Source organism: Mesorhizobium sp. NZP2234 (genome assembly GCF_013170765.1).
Classification (GTDB): Bacteria; Pseudomonadota; Alphaproteobacteria; order Rhizobiales; family Rhizobiaceae; genus Mesorhizobium; species Mesorhizobium loti_D.
In genome coordinates, this window is sequence record NZ_CP033364.1 from 2,419,816 (window position 1) to 2,443,205 (window position 23,390).

At 63.5% G+C, this 23,390-nt stretch carries 24 protein-coding genes; 11 read left to right on the plus strand and 13 right to left on the minus strand.

What is annotated here, in order from left to right:
* The first annotated feature begins 93 nt into the window (after positions 1–93).
* Complete coding sequence (locus EB230_RS11875) at positions 94–972, plus strand: DMT family transporter (RefSeq protein ID WP_172375043.1); 879 nt, start codon at positions 94–96, stop codon at positions 970–972.
* Between the two features lie 26 nt (positions 973–998).
* Here EB230_RS11875 and EB230_RS11880 read toward each other — a convergent pair whose 3' ends face one another.
* The 3 genes from EB230_RS11880 to EB230_RS11890 all read right to left on the minus strand — a co-directional run bounded on the left by EB230_RS11880 (position 999) and on the right by EB230_RS11890 (position 3,564).
* Positions 999–2,309 (minus strand): hemolysin family protein, encoded by a 1,311-nt coding sequence (locus EB230_RS11880; protein ID WP_172372389.1) that lies wholly within the window; start codon positions 2,307–2,309, stop codon positions 999–1,001.
* A gap of 159 nt (positions 2,310–2,468) precedes the next feature.
* Positions 2,469–3,176: an LssY C-terminal domain-containing protein gene (locus EB230_RS11885; protein WP_172372391.1), complete on the minus strand. Its 708-nt coding sequence runs from the start codon at positions 3,174–3,176 to the stop codon at positions 2,469–2,471.
* Between the two features lie 40 nt (positions 3,177–3,216).
* The gene (locus EB230_RS11890) at positions 3,217–3,564 is read right to left on the minus strand and encodes a transposase (protein ID WP_172372393.1); all 348 of its coding nucleotides are present in this window, start codon (positions 3,562–3,564) and stop codon (positions 3,217–3,219) included.
* A 53-nt stretch (positions 3,565–3,617) separates the two neighbouring features.
* Between EB230_RS11890 and EB230_RS11895 the strand changes: the two genes are divergently transcribed.
* Complete coding sequence (locus tag EB230_RS11895) at positions 3,618–4,559, plus strand: IS110 family transposase (protein WP_172372395.1); 942 nt, start codon at positions 3,618–3,620, stop codon at positions 4,557–4,559.
* A gap of 48 nt (positions 4,560–4,607) precedes the next feature.
* On the opposite strand, the gene EB230_RS11900 is transcribed toward EB230_RS11895, so the two are convergent.
* The 3 genes from EB230_RS11900 to EB230_RS11910 form a co-directional block, all read right to left on the minus strand.
* Positions 4,608–5,414, minus strand: a complete 807-nt coding sequence (locus EB230_RS11900) for an extensin family protein (RefSeq protein WP_172372397.1) — start codon at positions 5,412–5,414, stop codon at positions 4,608–4,610.
* Between the two features lie 109 nt (positions 5,415–5,523).
* On the minus strand, positions 5,524–6,111 hold the full coding sequence (locus EB230_RS32570) for an extensin family protein (RefSeq protein WP_246738935.1): 588 nt from the start codon (positions 6,109–6,111) through the stop codon (positions 5,524–5,526).
* A 732-nt stretch (positions 6,112–6,843) separates the two neighbouring features.
* Entirely contained in the window at positions 6,844–7,269 is a 426-nt protein-coding gene (locus tag EB230_RS11910; RefSeq protein WP_056578781.1) for a DUF3775 domain-containing protein, read from the minus strand.
* Positions 7,270–7,412: 143 nt separating this feature from the next.
* Here EB230_RS11910 and EB230_RS11915 point away from each other — a divergent pair, with 143 nt between their 5' ends.
* Positions 7,413–7,952 carry a tetratricopeptide repeat protein gene (locus tag EB230_RS11915; RefSeq protein ID WP_056578777.1) on the plus strand — a complete coding sequence of 180 codons (540 nt, stop codon included), beginning with the start codon at positions 7,413–7,415 and terminating at the stop codon, positions 7,950–7,952.
* 273 nt (positions 7,953–8,225) lie between these two features.
* Entirely contained in the window at positions 8,226–8,699 is a 474-nt protein-coding gene (greA, locus tag EB230_RS11920) for a transcription elongation factor GreA (protein WP_008877613.1), read from the plus strand.
* A gap of 244 nt (positions 8,700–8,943) precedes the next feature.
* Here greA and waaC read toward each other — a convergent pair whose 3' ends face one another.
* Genes waaC through rfaD form a run of 3 tightly spaced genes read right to left on the minus strand, consistent with a single transcriptional unit; the run spans position 8,944 to position 11,848 of the window.
* Entirely contained in the window at positions 8,944–9,921 is a 978-nt protein-coding gene (waaC, locus tag EB230_RS11925) for a lipopolysaccharide heptosyltransferase I (RefSeq protein ID WP_172372399.1), read from the minus strand.
* Positions 9,918–10,925 carry a lipopolysaccharide heptosyltransferase II gene (waaF, locus tag EB230_RS11930; protein WP_172372401.1) on the minus strand — a complete coding sequence of 336 codons (1,008 nt, stop codon included), beginning with the start codon at positions 10,923–10,925 and terminating at the stop codon, positions 9,918–9,920. The genes waaC and waaF overlap by 4 nt, the downstream gene beginning before the upstream one ends.
* Positions 10,898–11,848 (minus strand): ADP-glyceromanno-heptose 6-epimerase, encoded by a 951-nt coding sequence (gene rfaD / locus EB230_RS11935; protein WP_056579011.1) that lies wholly within the window; start codon positions 11,846–11,848, stop codon positions 10,898–10,900. The genes waaF and rfaD overlap by 28 nt, the downstream gene beginning before the upstream one ends.
* Before the next feature lie 119 nt (positions 11,849–11,967).
* Here rfaD and EB230_RS11940 point away from each other — a divergent pair, with 119 nt between their 5' ends.
* The 5 genes from EB230_RS11940 (at position 11,968) to gmhB (ending at position 16,074) form a co-directional block, all read left to right on the plus strand.
* Positions 11,968–12,204: a type II toxin-antitoxin system Phd/YefM family antitoxin gene (locus tag EB230_RS11940; protein WP_056578769.1), complete on the plus strand. Its 237-nt coding sequence runs from the start codon at positions 11,968–11,970 to the stop codon at positions 12,202–12,204.
* A 414-nt stretch (positions 12,205–12,618) separates the two neighbouring features.
* Positions 12,619–13,251, plus strand: a complete 633-nt coding sequence (locus EB230_RS11945) for a LysE family translocator (protein ID WP_056578764.1) — start codon at positions 12,619–12,621, stop codon at positions 13,249–13,251.
* A gap of 109 nt (positions 13,252–13,360) precedes the next feature.
* The gene (rfaE1, locus tag EB230_RS11950) at positions 13,361–14,854 is read left to right on the plus strand and encodes a D-glycero-beta-D-manno-heptose-7-phosphate kinase (protein ID WP_056578762.1); all 1,494 of its coding nucleotides are present in this window, start codon (positions 13,361–13,363) and stop codon (positions 14,852–14,854) included.
* A 7-nt stretch (positions 14,855–14,861) separates the two neighbouring features.
* Positions 14,862–15,434 (plus strand): SIS domain-containing protein, encoded by a 573-nt coding sequence (locus EB230_RS11955; RefSeq protein WP_056578759.1) that lies wholly within the window; start codon positions 14,862–14,864, stop codon positions 15,432–15,434.
* A complete protein-coding gene (gene gmhB / locus EB230_RS11960) occupies positions 15,427–16,074 on the plus strand; it encodes a D-glycero-beta-D-manno-heptose 1,7-bisphosphate 7-phosphatase (protein WP_172372406.1) in 648 nt (215 codons plus the stop codon). Before EB230_RS11955 ends, gmhB begins: the two co-directional genes overlap by 8 nt.
* A 15-nt stretch (positions 16,075–16,089) precedes the next feature.
* On the opposite strand, the gene EB230_RS11965 is transcribed toward gmhB, so the two are convergent.
* The gene (locus EB230_RS11965; protein ID WP_056578754.1) at positions 16,090–16,884 is read right to left on the minus strand and encodes a glycosyltransferase family 2 protein; all 795 of its coding nucleotides are present in this window, start codon (positions 16,882–16,884) and stop codon (positions 16,090–16,092) included.
* Between the two features lie 247 nt (positions 16,885–17,131).
* Complete coding sequence (locus tag EB230_RS11970; RefSeq protein WP_019860544.1) at positions 17,132–17,611, minus strand: Lrp/AsnC family transcriptional regulator; 480 nt, start codon at positions 17,609–17,611, stop codon at positions 17,132–17,134.
* A 254-nt stretch (positions 17,612–17,865) separates the two neighbouring features.
* On the opposite strand from EB230_RS11970, the gene trxB reads away from it, so the two are divergent.
* The gene (trxB, locus tag EB230_RS11975) at positions 17,866–18,840 is read left to right on the plus strand and encodes a thioredoxin-disulfide reductase (protein ID WP_056578751.1); all 975 of its coding nucleotides are present in this window, start codon (positions 17,866–17,868) and stop codon (positions 18,838–18,840) included.
* Positions 18,841–18,931: 91 nt separating this feature from the next.
* Positions 18,932–19,828 carry a LysR family transcriptional regulator gene (locus tag EB230_RS11980; RefSeq protein ID WP_027044146.1) on the plus strand — a complete coding sequence of 299 codons (897 nt, stop codon included), beginning with the start codon at positions 18,932–18,934 and terminating at the stop codon, positions 19,826–19,828.
* A gap of 57 nt (positions 19,829–19,885) precedes the next feature.
* Here the strand turns inward: EB230_RS11980 and EB230_RS11985 are convergent, their stop codons facing one another.
* Both EB230_RS11985 and EB230_RS11990 read right to left on the minus strand, forming a co-directional pair.
* Positions 19,886–20,383 carry an isoprenylcysteine carboxylmethyltransferase family protein gene (locus EB230_RS11985; protein WP_172372407.1) on the minus strand — a complete coding sequence of 166 codons (498 nt, stop codon included), beginning with the start codon at positions 20,381–20,383 and terminating at the stop codon, positions 19,886–19,888.
* Positions 20,384–21,215: 832 nt separating this feature from the next.
* On the minus strand, positions 21,216–23,267 hold the full coding sequence (locus EB230_RS11990; RefSeq protein WP_172372408.1) for an elongation factor G: 2,052 nt from the start codon (positions 23,265–23,267) through the stop codon (positions 21,216–21,218).
* Between the last annotated feature and the right edge of the window lie 123 nt (positions 23,268–23,390).

A 23,390-nucleotide genomic window follows, 5' to 3' on the forward strand; every position in this document is an offset into this window, starting at 1 on the left:
GCCCTGCCAGTTTGCCCTGATATGTCAGCTTGCATCCATCACCTTGAGTAAACCCGCGTGAAATCACCCAACCTGGCCGGCACCGCTTCCCCCATGATCCCGGTGCTCGTCTGCGCGCTTGGCATCTTTCTCCTGTCCGGCATGGACGCGGCGATGAAGGTGCTGGTCATCGCGGTCGGGGTCTACAACACAGTGCTGTGGCGTAGCATGCTGGCGACCTTGGTCGCCGGCGCGGGCTGGCTGGCGGGGCCGCGCTCGCTTCCAACTCCCTCGGTGCTGAGGCTGCATGCGCTGCGTGCGGTGGTCGTCAGCTTTGTCCTGCTGTGCTTCTTCTGGGGGCTCGCGAGGCTGCCGCTGGCGGAGGCGATCGGGCTCAGTTTCGTGGCGCCGCTGTTCGCGCTGCTGCTGGCCGCACTGCTTTTGGGCGAAAGGATACAGCGCAAGGCGATCTGGGCCTCGCTTGCCGGCATTGCGGGTGTCGTGATCATCGTGGCCGGCCAGTTCGGGCAGAAAACCTATGCCGGGGATGCGCTGCTCGGCACCGCTGCGGTGCTCGCGTCGACGGTGTTCTATGCCTACAATCTGATCCTTGCCCGGCAACAGGCGCAGTTGGCCAAGCCGGTCGAGATCATGCTGTTCCAGAACCTTGGCGTTGCGGTCACCCTTGGTCTTGCAGCACCCTGGCTCGCCATTGCGCTGCCCGGCAATCTCTGGCTTCCGCTCGCCGGGGTGACGGCACTGTCGCTCGCCGGCCAGTTCCTGATGAGCTGGGCCTATGCGCGTGCCGAGGCGCAATATCTGATCCCGACCGAATATTCAGCCTTCATCTGGGCGATCGCGCTTGGGTGGTTCTTCTTCGACGAGGCGGTGACCTGGACCACGCTGGCCGGAGCCGGCCTCATCGTGGCAAGCTGCCTGATCGCCGCGCGCTCGAACCCCAGGCTGGCCGAGCCGATCGAAGCCGCGGTTTGATCAAGCCGAATGCATACTCGTGATCGTCACCGCACCGCCTCGCGGTGGGTGCCGGGCAGGCGGGTGGCGATGAGCTTGTCGATGCGGCGGCCGTCGAGGTCGACCACCTCGAAGCGCCAGCCTTGGGCGTCGACGCATTCGCCGGTCGCCGGCAGATGATGCATGTGCGACAGCACATAACCGGCGACGGTCTCGTAGTCGCGGTTTTCGGGAAGGTCGAAGCCCAGAAGCTCGGCCATCTCGTCGGCCTGCATATAGCCGGCGAGCAGCCATGAGCCGTCCTCGCGCTTGACGGCGTTTTCCTCGTCGCCGGCATCGAGGTCGGCACGGAACACGCCGGTGATGGCTTCGAGAATATCGGCGGGCGTGACGATGCCTTCGAAATGGCCGTACTCGTCATGCACCAGCGCCATCGGCACATCGGATTCCTTGAGTTTATGCAGCACGTCCAGCGCGTCGGCCTGGTCGTAGACGATGGGGGCGGCGCGCACATGCTTGCGCGGGTCGAGCGTACGGCCGGCAAGGATCGCGGCCAGCACGTCGCGCGTCTGGACGACGCCGACCATCACATCGACGCCGCCATCGCCCGCCGGCAGGCGCGAATGCTGGGTTTCCACCAGCAGCTTGCGGATCGTCGTGTCGTCGGACTGCAGATTGATCCAGTCGACCTCGGTGCGCGGCGTCATGACCGCGCGCACCGCACGGTCGCCAAGCCGCATGACACCGGCGATCATGCGCCGTTCGTCGGATTCGATGGTGCCGTGATGCTCGGCTTCGGCGACCAGCATCTTGATCTCCTCGTCGGTGACCTTTTCCTCGCTTTCGCCGCGCTGGCCAAGCAGCCACAATATGGCGCGGCCGGAAATGTCAAGCAGGAAGACCAGCGGTGCCGAGATGGTGGCAAGGATGGTCATGGCCGGTGCCGCGCGGGCGGCAACCCGCTCCGGGTCGCGCAGCGCGATCTGCTTGGGCACCAGTTCGCCGACGATCAGCGAGAAATAGGTGATGATGGCAACGACGATGCCGACGCCGAGCGGATCGGCGACGCTTTCGCGCATGCCCGCCGAGGCCAGGAAGACGGACAAACGGTCGCCGAGCGTGGCGCCGGAGAAGGCGCCGGAAAGCACGCCGACCAGCGTGATGCCGATCTGCACCGAGGACAGGAACTTGCCGGGGTTAGAGCCAAGGTCCAGCGCCCGCCCGGCGCCGTTGACGCCGCGGTCGATCATCGCCTTGAGCCGTGCCGGGCGCGATGAAACGATGGCGAGCTCGGACATCGACAAAAGGCCGTTCACACAGATGAGGACGACCACGATAGCAATTTCAACGTATAGCATGAGGGCTCAATAGCATTGCGGCGCGGCCTTCGAAAATAGTCCGCCAGCATTTTTGGAAAATGACAGTGCTGGCTGATAAGGCGACACGACCATGCGGCGCGCAGACGCTGGCTCTTTCGACTGTTTGCGATCGCGGCCGTGTCGCAAGGCCCATTCCATTCACTTCAGGTCCTTCAGCACGCCGATGATTGCCTTGCCGTCGGTGAAATAGGGGTCGCCGCCGCCGTTGCGGCCGGTCCTGGTGGCGCCGATGCCCGCCATATCGCTGGTCGATGCCAGCAGGCCTGCCGCGTTCAGGTCGCCGATCAGGAAGTCGCGCTCGGCATCGATGTCGGGACTGATGTGATGGGTGATCGCGCCAGTGTCGTGGCTGAGACCGACGCCGCGATCGAAGCTGGCGGCTCCCAACCAGAGCGGACGGCCGTCGTCGCCGACCGTTTCTGTCTGCCAGAAACGGACGTGGTGGCGTCGGTCCGCACTGTCGCCGGCCGGCTTTTCGAAAGCGAGGTCCTGGGCGCGGCCTTCGAACAGCAGGCGGCTCATCGGCGCATCGGGATAGGGACGCGAAAACAGGACGCTTTCGCCGATATCGATGGCGGTTCTCAGGGTGACGGCATCGGCGGTGTCCCAACCGGCGACGGCGAGGGCATGAACCACCTCCTTCTCGGTGCCGACAAGGCCGACATTGATCGGGTCGCCGGGAATGCCTTGCTGCGTGTGCGTCACCATCTCGAAGCGCTGGTCGCGAAAGCCGCGCTCCCGGAACGTCCAGAACTCCGGCGCAGCGAAATAGGCAAGCGCGAGCCAGGCGGCCAAAAAGGCCGCCACCCAGATTGCTATGCGTCGCCGAATACTCCGCTGGCTCATCTACTCATTGTCTCGTGTTGCGGCCACCATGCGTTCGTCATCAACTCTGAGAAATGGCGGCGTCCCTTAGTCTAGCATTTAGGGTAACGACGATCTTTCGCATGACGGCAGCGATTGCCAGCATTGGCTTTTTGCCGTTGGTGACGAGGCGTTTGTAGAAGGTGGCGAACTCGCCCTTTCCAGCTGCGGCGCGCAGGGCGGGCATAAACAGCGCGGTTCTGACATCAGGGCGTCCGCCGCGGATTTTGCGGTAGCCTTGCTTTTGTCCGCTGTCGTTTGGGTGTGGTGCAAGGCCAGCAAGGGCTGCAGCTTTACGGCGTGTCATGGAGCCGAGTTCGGGCAGGATAGCCAAGAGCTTGGCCGCCACGATCGGGCCGAGACTGTCCATGGCTGTGCGCCACGCCCGCAAACAATCCGAAGCCCGACAAGGATACCACCAGCATGGCCTTCTTGCACCAACAACCGCAAATATGCCTCGGCTTCGACATCGCCAAGGACACCGTCACCGTCGCCGACGGGACGACCACCAGCACCATCCTCAATCAGCGCAGAGCTGTCCGTGCTTTCCTGAAGAGCTACAAACACATCGACCTTGTCGTGTGCGAGCCGACAGGCGGCCATGAAAGCCTGCTGCTCGAAGAGTGCCTGCGCACCGGCATTGCCTGCCATCGCGCCGACACGCTCAAGGTCAAGAGCTACATCCGCTCCTTCGGCACGCACGGCAAGAGCGATGCCATCGATGCCGCGATGTTGAGAGCCTACGGCCGTGAACGCTGGGCAAAACTGTCCCTTTGGCAAGCTCCGGACCCCGACGAGACCCGCTTGCGCGCCCTGGTTCGCCGCCGCCAGGAACTCATTGCCATCAAAATCGCAGAGAAGAATCGTGCCAAGGCACCTGGCGGCCGCAAGCTCGCGACCTCTTTCGAGGCCGTGGTCAAAGTCGTCGAGCGCCAGCTCCAAATCATCGATGTCGAGATCCGCGAACTGATCGCCAACAGCAGCGCCCTCAAGCATCGAGCCGCCATCTGCACAGCCATGGACAGTCTCGGCCCGATCGTGGCGGCCAAGCTCTTGGCTATCCTGCCCGAACTCGGCTCCATGACACGCCGTAAAGCTGCAGCCCTTGCTGGCCTTGCACCACACCCAAACGACAGCGGACAAAAGCAAGGCTACCGCAAAATCCGCGGCGGACGCCCTGATGTCAGAACCGCGCTGTTTATGCCCGCCCTGCGCGCCGCAGCTGGAAAGGGCGAGTTCGCCACCTTCTACAAACGCCTCGTCACCAACGGCAAGAAGCCAATGCTGGCAATCGCTGCCGTCATGCGAAAGATCGTCGTTACCCTAAATGCTAGACTAAGGGACGCCGCCATTTCTCAGAGTTGATGACGAAGTGAGGGTTCCGGCCAAACTCCGTCGTCTTTGATTGCTGTGCTAGCGGCAGGCGCGATAGCCGTTCTTGCGGTTCTTGATGTCGAAGTGGAAATGGTTGCGGTGATCGTAATTGTAGCCGGGGCCGAGCACCGTGGTGAAATACTGGCAGCCGTCGGCGCGTACATTGTTGAGGAAGCCGCGGGTGCGGAAGGCGAAGAGGCCGGGCTTGCGCACGTCGATGTCGTCGCCATTGTTGAGCTCGATGCTCATGACGTCGAGCGCGTTGCCCTTGCCGTGCTCGGACAGCACGCCTTCGCCGGCGATGTTGCGGCAGGAATAGCTGGAGCCCTGGTGGATGGTCCTGACGCCGGAGAAATAACGCCAGCGGGCGGAGGGAACGAGTTCGTTCTTCGTCCAGGCGGCGAAGGTAGCGGCCATGTCGCAGGTCAGCGTCGCGGCGGGTTTCATCTGGATGCTGCCGATAGCCGTGACTTTTACGGGATAGTCGATGCCGCACTGGCCTTCGTGGATCGGCGCCAGGTCGGTATAGGCGACGTCGAGGCGCTTGAGCTGCTGGCGGCAATCGGTTTCGCTGGCCGGTATCTGCTCGACCGGCGACATCGGCTCATCCATGCGCGGATAGGCGGCCTGGGTCATGTAGGGGTTGGAGGGGACAAGCCGTTGCATGCCCGTATATTGCGGTACCGCCGACGTTTGCGCGCCGACATCGACCGCCGGCTGCAATGACAGCACACTACCGGTGTTGCAGGCCGAAACGGCCGCAAGCGTGAGGCCGGCGGCCAGTAGCATTGCAGGTTTCGAGTGACGCGCAGTGGCGAGAAACACGGCGCGAGTTTTGCCGGTCATTGGCGGAATCCCAATAGTGGATATCCGGCATTTTAACGATCAAGGGTAAAGGAAAACTCAGCGCCCGCGTTCATTCCTGAGGCTGAATTGCGGCGGGCTGCTGATGCGCCTATTGGCAGAACGTGCCGCCGTGCCTGCGTGGCTCGAGATCGAGATGGAAGTGCAAGGCGTGATCGGCATCGGCGCCCGGCCCGAGCACCGTCTTGAACGGACCGCAGGCGGCCTTGCGCACGGCGTTGAGGAATTTGGCGTCCTTCTCCGGCGGTGACGGGCTGATGTCGATTTTCCTGCCGTCCGACAAGGTAAAGCCGGCGATGTCGAGCGCGTTGCCGAAGGCATGCTCCGACAGTTTCCGGGTGCCGTGGCGCGGCCGGCAGACGAAGGCCGAGGCCTGGCTGATCGACTTCACCTCCGTGCCGAACTCCGCCTTGGCTGCCGGCTGAACAACATCGGCGGTGAAGCGGGCGGCCGCCTCGGCCATCGAGCAATTCAACTCGGTGCCGGGACCGATGGCGACCGACTTGTTGAGTGTCTTGATGACGATCGGATAGGGGATCGAGCAACCGATCTCGGGATCGCTTTCAGCCTTGTGCTCCTCGAATTCGACGCCAAGCGCCTTCAGCCGCTCGCGGCAAGCGACTTCCTCGGCAGGCATCTCTTCGCCGGGCCGATCGGCCGAGCGCGGGTCGGGAAGCATCTTCCTGTCGCCGGTTTCAGCCGGTTTTTCAGGCGGTTGCGGCGCTACATCAGGCGGCTCAGCCTGAGGTTCAGCGGTGTTGTCGGGCCTGTGTGTCGGGATCGGCACCTCGGGTGGCGGCTCCGGCTCGCTTTCCGTTTCGGCTGATGGCTCCCGGGCTGAAGGTTCGGGCCGCGCCTGCTTCTTCCGACGTGATTCTTCTTCATTGAACTGGTCGGACGTTGTGCCTGTCTTGGGGCCGTCCGCCTTGGGGCCGTCTGCCTTGGGGCCGTCTGTCTTGGGAGGGTCGGTCTTCTGCTCTTCCGTCTTTGGAGCGGCGGCGGGACGTGGTTCAGGCACCGGCGCATTGGCAGGCGATGGTAGCATTGGGGATGATGTTGGAGGCGGCGGCGTCAGAGACGATGGCAGGGAATTTCGCGGCGGGGGATTTTGCTTTTTCTGCGGAGCCGGTTTCGGCGTGGACTGCTGCTCCACTCGCAATTTCGCCTTATGGCGGCCACGCGGCTTCAACGGCTGGTCGACCCGCGGTGTTAACGGCTGCTCCACCCTCGGTGTCAGCGGCCTGTGATGCTTGTGACGATGTTTGGCATCGGCAGGCATCACGAGCAAGGCGGTGACGGCCGTAGCCAGTGCGATCCTGTATATTCGGGAAAAGACAGACGACCCCATCGCCGTCAACGGCGCGCGCGCCCGGAGGTTGCCTTCAGCCCATCACGAACGGTAACCACGCCGTTACGCACCGATCGCTTCGAGGCCTTCCTCCAGCCAATCGGCGAGCAGCGGCATGCCAAGCAGGTATTTTGCCGTGCGCCTGTTGGCGCGTTCGCGCGCCGCGGTCACCGCGTCGGACCATTCCGAGGCGTCGTAGTCGCCGCGCCCGACCCAGGCCAGTGCAATCAGCTCGGCGGCTTCGTCGACGTTGAGGTCGTTGATCAGTTCGCGCAACTCCTCCTCGGTCAGGTTTTCCGAACTTTCCTCGGCAAGGCCGTCATGATGATGGTTGTCGCGCGTGTCGCCATCGAACTCGATCTCGTGTTCGGCGCCATCGACATAATCCTCGTTGACCGCGGCACTCAGCGCCTTGGCCTTGAGGATGAACAGGCGCACGGTATCGGGGCCGATCGAGAGTTCCCAGTCCTTTTCAAGCCGCCGCTGCACGGGCCATCTCCGTCAGTCGTTTGCCGGATGATAACGGATTTGCGGCATCCGTCACCTGATGTTCTCCACTCGAATTTTTTTCCGGGATGAAACGCGGGGCGCTTGGCGTTAGTGTTACATTCTCACCCCTCAAGGAGGCTTCGATGCACAAAAGAATGCTGATCCAGGCCGCGACTGCCCTTGTCGCGCTGCAGTTCTTCGCTGTCCCGGTGTTCGCGGCGGGCAGTAGCAGTGGTGGCAGCGACCAGACCGTCACCCAGTGCAAGAAGGGAGAGGTGTGGGACAAGAAGAAGAAAAAATGCGTCGCCCCCCAGGAAGGCATGCTGGACGACGACAGCATCTATGATGCAGGCCATGCGCTGGCGATGGCCGGGCGCTATGACGAGGCGATCTCGGTGCTCACCCTTGCCGCCAACAAGCAGGATCCGCGCATTCTCAACTATCTCGGCTATTCGCACCGCCATTCCGGACGTGTCACCGTGGGCCTCGGCTATTACGAGGAAGCGTTGCGCATCGACCCGAACTACACGCTGGTGCGTGAATATCTCGGCGAGGCGCACCTGCAGATCGGCGATCTCGCCGGCGCACAGCAGCAGCTGATGGAAATCGAGAAGCGCACCGGCAAGGGATCGCGCGAATACGGCATGCTGTCCGAGCAGATCGAGCATTTCATGCGGAGCTGATCAGGCTCCCAGGGCTTGTCGAAGCGGCCGCGAGCGATCGCGGCCGTTTTTTGTTTGCCTCCAGCCCCATTGTCTGCCTCCTCTTGGTGAAAGCGGGGATGATTTTTGCAAAACCGATTTTTGGGCGTGAAAAACCCGCTGACATTGCTATATTGGGGGAAATTGTGGTGAAACGGTTCCGTTAGCCCGAGGCTGCCGGACCGTTTTCTTTTTGTACCCATCGACAAGGCTTTCCCCGAAACGCGGGGGTGGCGGCAGGAAAGGTCAGGCATCATGAACAAGGTCCCGATGACAGGCGAGGGGTTCGCGTCATTGAAGGAAGAACTGCGTTGGCGCCAGCAGGAAGAGCGGCCGCGCATCATCGAGGCGATCTCGGAAGCGCGCTCGCACGGCGACCTGTCCGAAAATGCCGAATATCATGCCGCGAAAGAGGCGCAGAGCCTCAATGAGGGCCGCGTCAACGAACTCGAGGACCTGATCGCGCGCGCCGAAGTCATCGACGTCACCAAGCTCAGCGGCGACAAGGTCAAGTTCGGCGCCACGGTGGTGCTGGTCGACGAGGACACCGAGGAAAAGAAGACCTACCAGATCGTCGGCGACCAGGAAGCCGACGTGAAGTCCGGCCGTATCTCGATCTCCTCGCCGATCGCGCGTGCGCTGATCGGCAAGGAAGTCGGCGACGCCATCGAGGTCAATGCGCCTGGCGGTGCCAGGGGCTATGAGATCGTCCAGGTGCAGTTCATCTAAGGAATTGGGGGCAGGCGCCTATTCAAGCGAAGTTGCGCTGCCCCTCATTGCCCTGCCAGGCATTTCTCCCCGTATAGTGACGGGGAGAAAGACGATGTCACGGATGGTTTCGCCAAACCTTAGCGGTGCAAGAGGACGCTGACGCAACGCGCAGTTCCCTTCTCCCCGTCACTATACGGGGACAAGGTGCCGGCAGGCGGATGAGGGGCGGCGCTCACCTTTGCGATTGAATTGATTGAGTAAATCAACCTCTACTGGTGGCCTGGCCAAGCTCCAGTAGCCTGTCCGCCTCAGCCACCACTTCCGCCGGCGTCACACGCCCTCCTGCAGCGGCCAGCAGCGTCGACGCACAGGGCCCACGTGGACCCGTCAAACCCGGTTCCGTCGCCAAAAAAACGGCAACCGTCGGCAGGCCGAAGGCGCTGGCCAGGTGGGTCAGGCCGGTGTCGGCGCCGATGACCAGCGTCGAGTGGCCGAGGATGCCGGCGATGTCGGCCAGCGGCGATTTCGGCACCACGACGGTGGACGGCACGGCCCTGGCGATCGCTTCAGCCACGGACTTCTCACGTTCGTTCGACCAGGTGGTGACCGGAATCATGCCGCGCTCGACCAGCAGGCGGGCCGTTCCGATCCAGTCCTCGACGGGCCATTTCTTGTCCTCGCGGCTGGTGCCGTGCAGCAGGAAGGCGGTTTTTCCGATGGTGCCGGGTAGAGTGCCGAGTGGTGGCACGATGCCGGAGTCGAGCGTCGACAGATCGGGCTGATAGCCGAGCGCCAGCCCAAACAGCCGCCTTGTCCGCTCGATGGCGTGCAGCTCGCGCGGCACGGCGTAGGTGACGTCATAAAACAGCGTCGCCGAGGGTTCGCGCGCGCTCGAACGGTCGAAGCCGGCGATCGGCGCGCCGGCCTGCCGTGCCACCAGGGCCGATTTCAGCAGGCCCTGCGCGTCGATGACCAGATCGTAGCGGCATTCGCGCAACGTGCGGCGCAACGCGGCTGCCTCGCGCCAGGTGCCGCCACTGAACAGCGCCTTGCGCCAGCGCCGGATGGCGACCGTGTGAATCCGCGCGATCGCCGGGTGCAGCGCCACGATGCCGGCGAACGCCTCCTCGACGCACCAGTCGAAGGACACGTCCGGCCGGTTCAGGCTGGCATCCTCGACGGCCGGAAAGGTGTGGATGACATCGCCCATTGACGATGTCTTGACGATCAGGACCTTCATGCCGCTGTCGGAAGTTCCAGCAGCCGGTCCGCCGCCGCAGCGACCTGGCCGACTCCCAATGTCTTCAGGCAGTTGAGATGACCGAGCGGACAGACCTTCTGGTGGCAGGGCGAACAGGAGAGGTGAAGCCAGACCAGTTCGCGGCGTTCCGCCAGCGGTGGCGTATTGTCGGGCGAGGTCGAGCCGTAGACGGCGACGATCGGCGTGCCGACGCCCGCCGCGACATGCATCAGCCCGCTGTCGTTGGAGACGGCGAGCCTTGCCGCCGCGATCAGGTCGATGGCGTCCTCCAGCCGCGTCTGGCCGGCGAGGTCGACGGCGCCGGGAGCCAGAGCCGCGATCTCCGCCGTGACGGCGCGGTCGTTCTTCGAGCCGAACAGGGCGACCTTCAAGCCCTTGCCCATGAACTCGCGGGCCAGGCCGGCATAGCTTTCGCTCGGCCAACGCTTGGCCGGGCCGAATTCGGCGCCAGGCATCAGGGCCACAAATCCCTGTCGGGTCAGCCCGAAACGGTGGAGCAAAGTGGCCTGGTTGCCCGCATCCACTGTCAGATGAGGCGCGCGAAAACTGCCGCCCCTGGCGAGGCTGAAATAGGCCTGCGCGGTGCGCCGTTTCAGGGCCTCCGGCAGCGGCACGACGTCGGTCAAAAGGCCGTAGCGCATTTCGCGCAGATGGCCGAAACGGCGCGGGATGCGGGCAAAGAATGGGATCAGCGCCGACTTCCAGCTGCCGGGCAGGACATAGGCCATGTCGTAGCGGCCGCGCAGCAGGCGGCCGAAGCGGCGGCGATGGGTGAATTCGAGCGCGCCGGGCTTCAGCGGAAAGTCGATCTGCTGGCGGATCTCAGGCATGCGCTTGACCAGCGGCGCGGCCCAGGCCGGCGCCAGCACGTCGATCGCGGCGTTGGGATGGAGTTCCTTCAGCGCCGAGAACAGGCACTGCGCCATCACCATGTCGCCAACCCAGCGTGGGCCGATCACGAGGATCGTTGGGCTTTCAGCCATTCGACATAGTCTCTGACACCGGTTTCCACTGTCCGGAACTGGCCATTATAACCGGCCGCGCGCAAACGGGACATATCAGCTTGCGTAAAGCTCTGGTAGCTGCCCTTGAGGTGGTCGGGGAAGGGGATGAACTCGATCTCGCCGTTGCCCAGCGTGTCGATGACCGTCTCCGCGATGGCACGGAAAGGCTGGGCTCGGCCGGTTCCGCAATTGAAAATGCCACTCGAACCGCGGTTCCAAAGCCACAGATTCACGTCCGCGACATCGCCGACATGGATGAAGTCGCGGCTTTGCTCGCCGGGTCCGAAGCCATCATAGGCGCCGAACAGTTTCGGGTTCTGGCCTTGCTCGACCTGGTTGAACAGATGGAAGGCAACCGATGCCATCGCGCCCTTGTGCGCCTCGCGCGGTCCGTAGACGTTGAAGTAGCGCAAGCCGGCCACAGGCGAATGATCCGTGTCGAAGACGGTGCGCCTGACATAGTCGTCGAACAGTTTCTTGGAATAGGCATAGACATTGAGCGGCCGCTCAAGCTCGGCTTCCTCGCGAAACTCGGACCCGCCACCGTAGACGGACGCGGAAGAGGCGTAGAGGAAGGGCACGCGCAGCGCGAGACACTGATGCAGCAGCCGCTTCGAGTAGGCGTAGTTCACCTCCATCATGAATTTGCCGTTCCACTCCGTGGTGGTCGAACAGGCACCCTGATGGAAGACGGCCTCGATGCGGCCGAGCCCGCCGGACTCCAGGCGTGGCAGGAAGTCATCCTTGTCGAGGTAGTCGGCTATGCTGAGATCGGCGAGGTTGGCGATCTTGTGGCCGTCGGTGAGATCGTCGACGACGAGGATGTCGTCATGGCCCTCGGCGTTGAGCGCGGCGACGATGTTGGAGCCGATCATGCCGGCGCCGCCCGTGACGATGATCATGAAGGCCTCTGGTTGCTTGCGATTCCGGTCCTTATAAGGGAGGCCAGCCGGGCTGTCGACAAAGCAGGTGGTTGTCTGTTTTGTCCATTTTGTCTATTATGGGCAAAGCGGAGTGTCCAATGAAACACTATCCATCGACCGATCTGAAACAGAATCTCGGCGACGTGCTTGCGGCCGCCAGCCAGCAGCCCGTCTCCATCACTCGTCACAACAAGCCGAGATACGTCCTGATGAGCATCGAGGCTTACGAAGCTCGATTCGCCAACGACAGCCGGCGCGCTTATGCGTCGGAGGATGCACCATCCGAACATGTCGAGATACTCGAAGAGTACGCCGCGGAACTGGACCGTGATTAAACCTGTTGCCGCGGATGTGTGGCGATATCCATATCTATGGCATCGCCAACACGGAGATGGCGAGACCGAAGGCCGCAAGACGAGGCCTGTCGCATTCGTCGCCGTTCTCCCGGGGAAGGCTCCGCGCAGCCGGGCCGTGATCGCTCAGCCGTTGGGGTTCCGGAAATTGAACGCCACCGTGCCGGCCTTGACCCTATCCCCCTTTGGGTCATAGTCGACGAGTACAACCACGATATCCTGGAATCGTCGGCCTATTTCGAACCGGGTGCGCGCATCGGCGCCTTCAGTCCGTCATTCCACAAAAAAGTCATGTCGGCTTTCATTGCGGCTGTTCGCGCAGGCCGATCCAAAGCCATCCCACGGGCTGACTGAACGGTCTGCAACGGGGGCAGGTCAAGATCACAAGGGACAAAAATGCCGTCGACCGAATTGCTCATCGCATTTTTCGCCACGACGGCGATCTTCGCCTATATCCCAGGTCCGGCCATGCTTTATGCCGCGGCGCAGACGATGGCGCGTGGGCGCTGGTCAGGCCTGACGGCCGCACTCGGCATTCATCTTGGCGGCTACGTGCATGTCTTTGCCGCCGCCGCCGGCCTGTCGGTGCTGTTCCACGCCGTGCCGCCGCTCTACATGGCGGTCAAGCTCGTCGGCGCGCTCTATCTGATCTGGCTCGGTGTCTCGCTATTCCGCAAGCGCGTCGAGGGCGACGTGGCACTGCCCGCCATCGAGCGCAAATCGGCGCGCCGGGCTTTTTTCGAAAGCATCACCGTCGAGGTGCTCAATCCGAAGACCGCGATCTTCTTCATGGCGTTCCTGCCGCAGTTCATCGACGCCTCGTCGGCCTTCCCGGTCTGGCTGCAATTCGTCATACTGGGTACTATCGTCAACCTGATGTTCTCGTCGGCCGACATTGTCTGCGTGTTCCTGGCCGGCCTCGTGATCGGCCGGCTGCGGCGTTCGAGCCGGGCGCAGCGCCTGATGCAGCGGGCCGGTGGTGCGGTGCTGGTCGGGCTCGGCGTCCACGTCGCCCTGCAGAAGAGCTGACGGGCATCGCCGTTGCGCCGGCTCGAATTGCGGTATATCGGCAGGCATGAACGGCCGCCAGCCGCCCCCTATATTCCAGAGACGGTTTTCCCAGCGCGTTGCCAGTGACATGATCAAGCACAATCCGCCTTCACCCGAACCCCTGCACCGCGCCATTGCGCGCTTTGGCGACGTCGCCGTGCTGGTGGTCGGCGACATCATCCTCGACCGCTTCGTCAACGGCGTCATCGAGCGCATTTCTCCGGAAGCGCCGATCCCGGTGCTGCACGGGCGCGGCGAGACCTCGGCGATGGGCGGCGCCGGCAATGTCGTGGCCAACATCATCTCGCTCGGCGCGCGCGCCATTCCGGTTTCGGTGATGGGCACCGACACGGCCGGCGACAGCCTGTTGCGGATGCTTGGCGAGCTTGGCGCCGACACGGCGGGCCTGGCGCAGCAGGGTGGCCGCATGACCTCGTCGAAAAGCCGTTTCAGCGCACTCAACCAGCAGGTGCTGCGTTTCGACGAAGAAGAGATCAAGCCGCTCGGCGAAACGGAGCGGGCCGGTTTGATCCGGCATTTTCGCGCCGCGCTCGCGGCGGCCGACATCGTCATCCTGTCCGATTACGGCAAGGGCATCCTGCTTGATGGCGTCGCCGCCGAACTGATCGCCATCTGCCGCGAGGCGGGCAAACCGGTACTGGTCGACCCGAAGGGCAGGGACTATGCGCGCTATGCGGGCGCGACCGCCATCACCCCCAATCGCAAGGAGCTTGGCGAGGCCGTCGGCCATCCGGTGTTCGCCGATGACGAGATCGTCGCGGCGGCCCGTGAGCTGATCTCGGCGCACGGCTTCGACTTTGTCGTCGCCACACGCAGCGAAAAAGGCATGAGCGTCGTCGGCCCGGATGAGGCCAGCCACATCGCCACCCAGGCGCGCGAAGTGTTCGACGTCTCGGGCGCGGGCGATACGGTCATTGCAACGTTCGCGCTGGCGCTCGCTTCGGGTGCCGATCCCGTCGCGGCGGCCTCGATCGCCAATGCCGCCGGCGGGGTTGTTGTGGGAAAACGCGGCACCGCGCGGCTGACGGTCGAGGAGCTCACCGGCGCGCTGTTGCGCTCGCATGGACCGACCGCCCACAAGGACGCCATCCTCGATGCCGCGTCGGCCGCGCGCATGGTGGCGGCCTGGAAGGAAGAGGGCCTGAGCGTCGGCTTCACCAATGGCTGTTTCGACATCCTGCATGCCGGCCATGTCAGCCTCTTGCACGCGGCGCGCAGCCAGTGCGACCGGCTGGTGCTTGGCTTGAACAGCGATGCCTCGGTGCGGCGGCTGAAGGGGCCGGGCCGTCCGGTCAACGACCAGCATGACCGCGCCTGCGTGCTCGCGGCCCTGGCTTCGGTCGATGCTGTCGTGGTGTTCGAGGAGGATACGCCGCTGGCGCTGATCGAGGCGCTTCTGCCCGACATACTGGTCAAGGGCGCGGACTACACGATCGAGACGGTGGTGGGCGCCGATGTGGTGCAGAAGGCCGGCGGACGCGTCGTGCTGGTCGATCTCGTCGCCGGCAAGAGCACGACCGGCACCATCGGAAAACTGCGCGCGGGCGGCAGCACCAACTGAGGGTTTCATGTCTGAACTGAATGACTATCTGGTCCGCTCGGCGGCCGCGATCACGGCGATGGTCGAGCGTGACCTGACAGGCGAGATGGAACGCGCGGCGAGCGCCGTGGTGACGGCGCTTTCGTCGGGCAAGGCCTTCCTGATCGCCGGCAATGGCGGGTCGGCCAGCGATGCCATCCACATAGCCGGCGAACTCGTCGGCCGTTTCCTGAAGGAGCGCAAGGCCTACAATGTCATAGCACTGCCGGCCAACGCGGCGGTGCTGACCGCATGGGGCAATGATTACGGCTTCGACACGGTGTTTTCGCGCCAGGTCGAGGCGCATGGCTCGGCCGGTGGCGTGCTTCTGGCGATCTCGACCAGCGGCAATTCTCCGAGCATTCTCGCCGCCGCCGAACAGGCGCGGATGATGGACATGACGGTGATCGGCCTGACCGGCGACACCGGCGGCAAGCTCAAACCGCTGTGCGATATACTGCTCAACGTGCCCTCGACCTCGACGCCGATCATCCAGCAGGGGCATCTGTGCCTTTACCACCATCTGTGCGAGGTGGTCGAAACGCGCCTGCACAATGGCTGACGGGGTATCGCACCCGCTGGTCGAGCCGGGTGTGTGGATCGAGCGGATCGGCGACCGGGTTTTTCCGCGGAACGTGCCGGCGCTGTTCCTCGACCGCGATGGCACCATCAATTTCGATACCGACTATCCCAGCGATCCGGCCGAGATCGAGCTCAGGCCGCAGATGCTGCCGGCGATCGCAGCCGCGAACGAGGCCGGGATTCCAGTTGTCGTGGTCACCAACCAGTCCGGCATAGCGCGCGGCTATTTCGGCTGGAGCGTCTTTGCCGCGGTGAACGGCCGCGTCCTCGATCTGCTGCACGACCGAGGCGTGTTCGTCGACATGGTGCTTGCCTGCGCCTACCACGAGGCGGGTGTCGGGCCACTGGGCATATCGGATCATACGATGCGCAAGCCCAATCCGGGCATGCTGGTCGAGGCTGCCAAGCGCCTCGGCATTGACCTTGGGCGCTCGCTGATCGTCGGCGACAAGCTGGCCGACATGCAGGCGGGAAAGCGTGCTGGCCTGTCGCAAGGCTGGCTGGTCGACGGCGAGGCGGCGGCTCAGGCCGGTTTCGCCATCAGGCCCCTGCGCGACGGCAGCGACCTCGGTGGCCTGCTCGCAGCCATCGAAATGCTCGGCCGGGACAACAGGTCCTGATCCAGGACAGGCAGTTCATACAGGATCGTTGCGTTCCGAGGCTTCGTAAAGCTTGGCTTCGGTGGCGAAGGAATAGATCATCACCGACATCGAGTAGACGAAACCGTGCCGACCGCACAGGAAGTAGCGCTTGGCCAGGTAGAATTTCAGGAAGTTGCCGAACGGCGACAGCACCAGCCGCACCAGGCCGGGCTTCTTGCCCTTCTCGACCAGCGTGACGGCCTTGAGGCCGGAATAGGCGTTGGCCCGGGCGAGATCCTCCTCGACCGATATTTCGCGGCGATGCAGCAGGACACCCTTTTCGATCGTGCCGGTCTCGCCCGGCACGTGGAAGGCTTCATGCACCCGCGCGGTGAGATCCATGGTGGCGCCTTCCCGGCGGAAAAGCCGCATCAGCCTGTTGTGCAGTACCCAGCGGTGCGCATAGCCGTAGCCCTTCAGCCAATCGCGGCGGCGGATGTACCAGCCGCTGACCTTGTTGTCGGCCGCCTGCGTGATGGCCACGATCGACTGTCGCAGCTGGTCATCGACGCGCTCGTCCGGGTCGATCGAAAGACACCAGGGCTGCGTAGCATGGTCGAGCGAGAATTGCCGCTGACGGGGAAAGCCCGGCCAGTCATTGTGCAGCAGCTTTATCGGGTAGCCCTTGGCGATATAGCCTTTCACGCATTCGACAGTGCCGTCGGTCGAGCCGGAATCGACGACGATGATCTCGGCGCAGAAATCGATGCTTTCCAGACACGGGCCGATCATGTCGGCTTCGTCCACGCAAATGATAAGCGCCGAGACCGGGCTTGCAAATCGAGTCATGGTCCCCTTCCCATGGCGGGCCGTCCCCGGAGCAAACGCTGCTTGTGCCATCTGTTCTTACGCAATCCCGGGCGGAAAACCGTTACACATTTTTCCAGCAATTGCTTGAGAAACCAATCAGGCGGTCAGTTCGGCGGCGAAGTCCGGCGGAGCCGTCCAGCCTTGTACATCAGCCTCTGTCGAATACCAACGCGGCACCGGTGTGGCGGAGACCAGGAATTCGCGGGCGCGAAGGCGGTTAGCCGGTTCAGGGGCGCTCGAAGGAGACCAGGCCTTCATCCTTGACACGGCGGATGGTGAGCGCGGTGCGCACCGTGTCGACATTCGGCGTCGAGGTCAGTTCCTCGATGACGAACGTCTGGAAGGCACCGAGGTCGCTTGCCACGCAGTGCAGCAGGAAATCGGATTCGCCCGAAACCATCCAGGCATCGCGCACGATCGGCCAGCCGCGCGTGCGCTCGGCGAAGGTGCGCAGTTCGGCATCGGCCTGATGATGCAGTCCGACTAGGCAGAAGGCGACGACGTCGAGGCCGAGCGCCGGGGCGTTGAGCAGCGCGCGGTAGCCGCGGATGATGCCAGCTTCCTCCAGCCGCTTGACCCGGCGCAGGCAGGGCGGGGCGGAAATGCCAACGCGGTTCGACAACTCGACATTGGTCATGCGTCCGTCGGCCTGCAATTCGCGCAGGATCTTCCAGTCGATGGCGTCGAGGTCGGCTTTCAGGGGCATGGTTGTCTCTGCTCGGCGCAAGAATCTTTCGCGATTTTGTAATTAAACGACTTTTGTGATGGCGCCAGCCCTCATCAACGCGATTTTTGAAGCGTAACGAAAGCGGCGATCGTGCGAATAACCGCGTGGGCCGAACCTTTCCGGGGACGACGGCCCGTTCGTCTTGCTGGCGTGGTTGGCAACCCTTACATTAAGCGCGAATTTCACGTCTTTCTCCAAGGCACCCCCGATTGTCCGCCCCGCTGAGGCTTTAAATGACCACCAAGCACGCGCCTGTTCTCATCATCGGTTCCGGCCCTGCCGGCTATACCGCGGCTGTCTACGCCGCGCGCGCCATGCTGAAGCCGATGCTCGTCGCCGGCCTGCAGCAGGGCGGCCAGCTGATGATCACCACCGATGTCGAGAACTATCCCGGTTTCGCCGACCCGATCCAGGGCCCGTGGCTGATGGAACAGATGCTCAAGCAGGCCGAGCATGTCGGCACCGACATCATCAACGACATCATCACCGAGGTCGACCTCAACGTGCGGCCGTTCCGCGCCAAGGGCGATTCCGGCACGACCTACACCGCCGACGCGCTGATCATCGCCACCGGCGCGCAGGCCAAGTGGCTGGGCATTCCGACCGAGCAGGATTTCATGGGCTTCGGCGTCTCGGCCTGTGCCACCTGCGATGGCTTCTTCTATCGCGGCAAGGATGTCGCTGTGGTCGGTGGCGGCAATTCGGCGGTGGAGGAAGCGCTCTATCTGTCGAATCTCGCCAAGAGCGTGACGGTCATCCATCGGCGCAGCGACTTCCGCGCCGAGCGCATCCTGCGCGAGCGGCTGTTGCAGAAGGAGAATGTCCGCGTCATCTGGGACACGATCGTCGACGAGATCACCGGCCGCCCCGGCAAGGCGCCGCTGCCGCCTTCGGTCGAGGGACTGAAGCTCAAGCATGCGGTGACCGGCGCCGAAAGCCACCTCAAGGTGGATGGCGTGTTCGTGGCGATCGGCCACGCACCGGCCGTCGAACTGTTCGTCGGCAAGCTCAAGCAGAAGCCGAACGGCTACCTCTGGACGGCACCGGATTCGACCCGCACCGACGTGCCCGGCGTGTTCGCCGCCGGCGACGTGACCGACGATGTCTATCGCCAGGCGGTGACGGCGGCGGGACTTGGCTGCATGGCCGCGCTCGAGGCGGAAAAGTATCTGGCCGGCATCGAGGTGCATCGCGAAGCAGCGGAATAAGAGCGGCTGTCGGACTGTTAAAAAAACGGCTTAGAGACGCCGTGTAAAAGCCTGATTTTTCATTCAGACGCCAAACAGAACGAGGGGAATCATGGCGTTGGACTGGGACAAGCTACGCGTGTTTCACGCTGCGGCGGAAGCGGGGTCGTTTACGCACGCGGCCGAGACATTGCACCTGTCGCAATCGGCGATATCGAGGCAGGTCAGTGCGCTCGAGCATGATGTCGGCGTGCCGCTGTTCAATCGCCATGCGCGCGGCCTGGTGCTGACCGAGCAGGGCGAGATGCTGTTCCGCACGGCGCATGACGTGCTGATGAAGCTTGAGACCATCAAGTCGCGCCTGACCGAGACCAAGGATCGGCCTTCCGGCGTGCTCCGCGTGACGACGACCGTCGGCCTTGGCGCGGGCTGGCTGACCGAGCGGGTGCAGGAGTTCATCGAGCTCTATCCCGAAATCAGCCTGCAGCTGATCCTGGCCAACGAGGAACTCGACCTCACCATGCGCCAGGCCGACTGCGCCATCCGGCTGCGCCAGCCGCAGCAGCCGGACCTGATCCAGCGCCGCCTGTTCACCGTGCATTTCCACTTGTACGCGGCGCCATCCTATGTCGCCAAGCATGGCAAGCCGGCCTCGGTCGCCGAACTCAGAAACCATCGCATCGTCACCTTCGGCCTGCCGGTTCCGTCGCATCTGTCGGAGTTGAACTGGCTGGAGACAGTCGGTGATTTCGAGGGCGGCCAGCGCGTGCCGTCGCTGCAGATCAACGACATATTGTCGATCAAGCGCGCCGTGCAGGGCGGCGCCGGCATTGCCATGTTGCCGGACTACGTGATCAGCAAGGACTCCGGCCTGGTGCAGTTGCTGCCGGAAACCGAGGTGCCGTCCTTCGACACCTATTTCGCCTATCCCGACGCGATGAAGAACCAGGCCAAGCTGCACGTGTTCCGCGACTTCATCATTGCCAAGGCGCGCAGCTGGTCCTTCTGAGGGCATTCGGCCTGACCTGAACCTCGACATGCCTTGGGCTGCGCTGCTCGCTGCTCGTCAATCCCGCCAGGGTGTCAGGCGTGGCAGCCAGCCAGGGACGTTGCGGCGGTAGGTTTCATAGTCGGCGCCGTAGCGGCTTGCGAGCGTCGGCTCCTCGTAGAACCTAACGAAGGAGCCCATGGCAATGGCGCCGATGGCGGCATAGGCGAGAAGCGTCCATCTGGAGAACAGCAGTGCCTGGCCAAGGATGATCGACAGCACGGCGACATACATGGGATTGCGGACATGGCGATAGACGCCGCCGATCACCAGCTTTTCGGTCGGCGCGATGGGAGCCGGCGTGCCCAACCCCTCCAGCGCGAAGCGGGCGAAGGCATGCAGCAGCACGGCGGCCGCGACCACGATGAGGATGCCGCCAGCAAGAACAAAGCCCGGTACGGTGGACCACGGCAAGCCCCAACGGTCGCTGAGCAGCCAGGGGACAAGTCCGGCAACCACACCCGGAGCCGCGATCAGGAAAACGCCGCTGCCGGCAATGGCTGAAAAAGGACGCATTGGCTGCTTTTCGCCTGGTTGCCTCAGAATTGAACGGCCACTGCCTGATTCCAGGTCATCAGGAGTTTTCGGCATTTTGGAGCAAGATCGGCCTGGATTGGCGTTTTCACAACGACAAATGGCCCGCGGCGCGCTCCGTTTTGGGGATTCTGCTGGTCCTATTGGCTTTCGGAATGGGTTAGACCACAGCCTGCGTCTTTTTGCATGCGTGTGTTGCAAAATAGATGCTTGTTTCTTGGGCATGATGAGCAGATATATAGATCATCTCCTGGGCGCGTTCTCCTCCCATTAGCGCCCTCGAGTGTTCCCCTCTGGAGGTTAGCCTTAACAGGCACTTCCAATCAAACTCAGCCGGATCTTCGTTGATCCGGCTTTTTTGTTGCCCGGACCTTACCGGGGCGGACCAGGAATTCACCAGAATTGCCGCGTAACAGTGTCATGTAACCTCTGGTAACATGACAACGATGCCTTCCGATGCTATGTACACGCTAGGACGCGGTGTGGTTCGGACGAGAGATGGGGGCATCACTCGTACGGCCCGGGCTCAGGCGGCTACCGCGTCCGAACCTTTTTCGCCGAAACCCGGCTACGGCACATGCGGCGGACCTACCGTTTCTCCTCCCAAGAAAACGGTCCGCAAACAAAACGGCGTCCGGCCCCCCGGGCGTCGTTTTTGGTTTCATGCATGTTGCTGTCGCGAGGCGGCGGGGCTCGCATCCGGAGGCCATGCGCCGGTCCCGCTGGTCATGAACCTCCCAAACGTTGATGCCGCCCTCTGTCCTGCCAGCCACCTCTCACCGCTAACGGCGAGAGGTGGTGGATTGCGGCGAAATCAGGCGGCCTTGCCGTTGGTGTTCATCGCTTCGTCGGCGAGACGGCCGGTGAGTTCGGCCATGTGGTCGAAGGCGGCGCGATAGCTGGCGACGCCCGCCGTTGCCGAGCGCAGCTCAATGATCAGGTCGCCGATCTCGGCTTGCGGCATGGTCGCCTCGACGACATCCCACCCCGGCCAGCCGGGCCGGGCGTCATAGCCGAGGATCTGGCCGCGCCGCTGCGGGATGAGCGCGATGATCTTCGAGGTCGCGTCCGAGGGCGTGACGATCTCGACTTTCATCACCGGCTCCAGAAGCACCGGTGAGCAGGCGGCCATGCCTTCCTTCATGGCGAGCTTCGCGGCCATCTGGAAGGCCATGTCGGAGGAATCGACCGCATGATAGGAGCCGTCCGACAGGTTGACGGCGACGTCGACCACGGGGAAGCCGAGCGGGCCGCTCTTCAGGTAATCGCGTATGCCTGTTTCGACCGACTGGATGTAGGTCTTGGGCACGACGCCGCCGGTGATGGTGTCGGTGAACTGGAAGCCGGAGCCGCGCGGCAACGGCTTGATCTCGATCACCACGTCGCCGAACTGGCCATGGCCGCCCGACTGCTTCTTGTGGCGGCCACGCTGCTGCGCCGATTTGCGGATCGTCTCGCGATAGGGCACGGCCGGGGCATGGCCTTCGACCGGGATCTGGTTCTTGCCCTCCAGCCGCTCGCGCACGACGCGCAGATGCATCTCGCCATGGCCAGACAGCACCGTCTCGGCCGAGTCCTGGTTGTGACGCAGGCTGAGCGAGGGATCTTCCTCCGCCAGCCGCTGGATGGCGGCCGACATCTTGACCTCGTCCTTGCGCTCCTTCGGCCGCAGCGCGAAAGCGAATACCGGCTGCGGTGGCTCGAATGCGAACAGCTGTTTGGTGCCGCCCCTGGCCGAAGTCAGCGTCTGGCCGGTCTTGACCTCGTCCAGCTTGCCCAGCGCCACGGTGTCGCCAAGCTTGGCGGCGGTGAGCTTGAACTGGTCCTTGCCGAGCATCTTGTAGATGCCGGAAACCTTCGCCGTCTCACCGCCGGGCAGCCAGAGTTCGGAACCGTCGGCGACCTGGCCGGACAGGATGCGCGACACCGACAGCTTGCCGCCATGCGGTGTGTGGATCGTCTTCATCACCTGGACCAGGGTGGCGCCGCCGTCGGGGGCGCCAAGCCGCTTGCGGGTCGCCTCGATGTCGGGTGCGTCGTGGCGGATCGTCTTCAAGAGGCGCAGCACGCCATTGCCCTTCTCGGCGGTACCGATCAGCACCGGCGTCACCACGCCATCGCGCAGATCGGCGGCAAGGTCGTCGAAGATGGCGTCCTTCGGCGGCTCGATCTCCTCGAGCAGCTGTTCCATTAGCTGGTCGTCATGGTCGGCCAGAGTCTCCAGCATGGAGAAGCGTGCTTCCAGTTCGCGCGCCTTGTCGTCGCCGGGTATCTGGGCCACCTCGCTTTCGGCGTACTCGCGGTAGATGTAGGCACGCTCCAGCGCCAGATCGATCGAACCGATGACGACGCCGTCCTTGCGAAGTGGAATCTGGCGCAGCAGAAGCGGCACAGAGCTTGCCGGCTGCAGCATCTTCAGCGTGTCGCGAACGCCTGCTATCGCCTTGTCGACCTTGTTGAGGAACAGGATGCGCGGCACGCCGAGATCATCGAGCTTGCGCATGATGAGCTGCAGGGCGGGAATCTTCTTTTCGTCGGCCTCGGCCACGACCACCGCGAGGTCGCAGGCGGCCAGCACCGGCTCGGCCTCGAAGGAGAATTCGATCGAGCCGGGACAATCGACGAAGGTGATCTGCTCGCCCATGAAATCGGTGGTTGCGACGGTCGCCTCGACGCTCATGGCGTGGGCGCGTGCTTCCGGCGAATGATCTGAGACAGTACTGCCCGAGGAAACCGGGTTCTGGCGGGGAATGGCGCCCGTACGGGCCAATATGGCTTCGAGAAGTGTCGTCTTACCGCTTGCAAAGGGACCGACTATGGCAATGCATTTCGGTCCCGTGCGTCGTCCTCCGGCGCGAGTACCCATGGCTGACCTCCACTCAGGCGTTTCCCTAGGGACCGACTGGCATGCATGGTTCAGGCGTGGTCAATCGGTCCTGAGCGGCGGCCGGCCTGTTCGACCGTCGCGGGCGGGGTTCTTTTCTTGTCG

Bases quoted from the DNA above. Each gene is read 5' to 3' on its own strand.
- EB230_RS11945 (WP_056578764.1), top strand. From the start codon at position 12,619: ATGCCGTCGACCGAATTGCTCATCGCATTTTTCGCCACGACGGCGATC.
- EB230_RS32570 (WP_246738935.1), bottom strand. From the start codon at position 6,111: ATGCTTCCCGACCCGCGCTCGGCCGATCGGCCCGGCGAAGAGATGCCT.
- gmhB (WP_172372406.1), top strand. From the start codon at position 15,427: ATGGCTGACGGGGTATCGCACCCGCTGGTCGAGCCGGGTGTGTGGATC.
- trxB (WP_056578751.1), top strand. From the start codon at position 17,866: ATGACCACCAAGCACGCGCCTGTTCTCATCATCGGTTCCGGCCCTGCC.
- EB230_RS11990 (WP_172372408.1), bottom strand. From the start codon at position 23,267: ATGGGTACTCGCGCCGGAGGACGACGCACGGGACCGAAATGCATTGCC.
- EB230_RS11885 (WP_172372391.1), bottom strand. From the start codon at position 3,176: ATGAGCCAGCGGAGTATTCGGCGACGCATAGCAATCTGGGTGGCGGCC.
- rfaD (WP_056579011.1), bottom strand. From the start codon at position 11,848: ATGATCATCGTCACGGGCGGCGCCGGCATGATCGGCTCCAACATCGTC.
- EB230_RS11915 (WP_056578777.1), top strand. From the start codon at position 7,413: ATGCACAAAAGAATGCTGATCCAGGCCGCGACTGCCCTTGTCGCGCTG.
- EB230_RS11970 (WP_019860544.1), bottom strand. From the start codon at position 17,611: ATGCCCCTGAAAGCCGACCTCGACGCCATCGACTGGAAGATCCTGCGC.
- EB230_RS11890 (WP_172372393.1), bottom strand. From the start codon at position 3,564: ATGGACAGTCTCGGCCCGATCGTGGCGGCCAAGCTCTTGGCTATCCTG.
- EB230_RS11880 (WP_172372389.1), bottom strand. From the start codon at position 2,309: ATGCTATACGTTGAAATTGCTATCGTGGTCGTCCTCATCTGTGTGAAC.
- EB230_RS11895 (WP_172372395.1), top strand. From the start codon at position 3,618: ATGGCCTTCTTGCACCAACAACCGCAAATATGCCTCGGCTTCGACATC.
- EB230_RS11985 (WP_172372407.1), bottom strand. From the start codon at position 20,383: ATGCGTCCTTTTTCAGCCATTGCCGGCAGCGGCGTTTTCCTGATCGCG.
- EB230_RS11965 (WP_056578754.1), bottom strand. From the start codon at position 16,884: ATGACTCGATTTGCAAGCCCGGTCTCGGCGCTTATCATTTGCGTGGAC.
- EB230_RS11980 (WP_027044146.1), top strand. From the start codon at position 18,932: ATGGCGTTGGACTGGGACAAGCTACGCGTGTTTCACGCTGCGGCGGAA.
- EB230_RS11940 (WP_056578769.1), top strand. From the start codon at position 11,968: ATGAAACACTATCCATCGACCGATCTGAAACAGAATCTCGGCGACGTG.
- EB230_RS11875 (WP_172375043.1), top strand. From the start codon at position 94: ATGATCCCGGTGCTCGTCTGCGCGCTTGGCATCTTTCTCCTGTCCGGC.
- rfaE1 (WP_056578762.1), top strand. From the start codon at position 13,361: ATGATCAAGCACAATCCGCCTTCACCCGAACCCCTGCACCGCGCCATT.
- EB230_RS11955 (WP_056578759.1), top strand. From the start codon at position 14,862: ATGTCTGAACTGAATGACTATCTGGTCCGCTCGGCGGCCGCGATCACG.
- waaF (WP_172372401.1), bottom strand. From the start codon at position 10,925: ATGGCTGAAAGCCCAACGATCCTCGTGATCGGCCCACGCTGGGTTGGC.
- waaC (WP_172372399.1), bottom strand. From the start codon at position 9,921: ATGAAGGTCCTGATCGTCAAGACATCGTCAATGGGCGATGTCATCCAC.
- EB230_RS11900 (WP_172372397.1), bottom strand. From the start codon at position 5,414: ATGACCGGCAAAACTCGCGCCGTGTTTCTCGCCACTGCGCGTCACTCG.
- greA (WP_008877613.1), top strand. From the start codon at position 8,226: ATGAACAAGGTCCCGATGACAGGCGAGGGGTTCGCGTCATTGAAGGAA.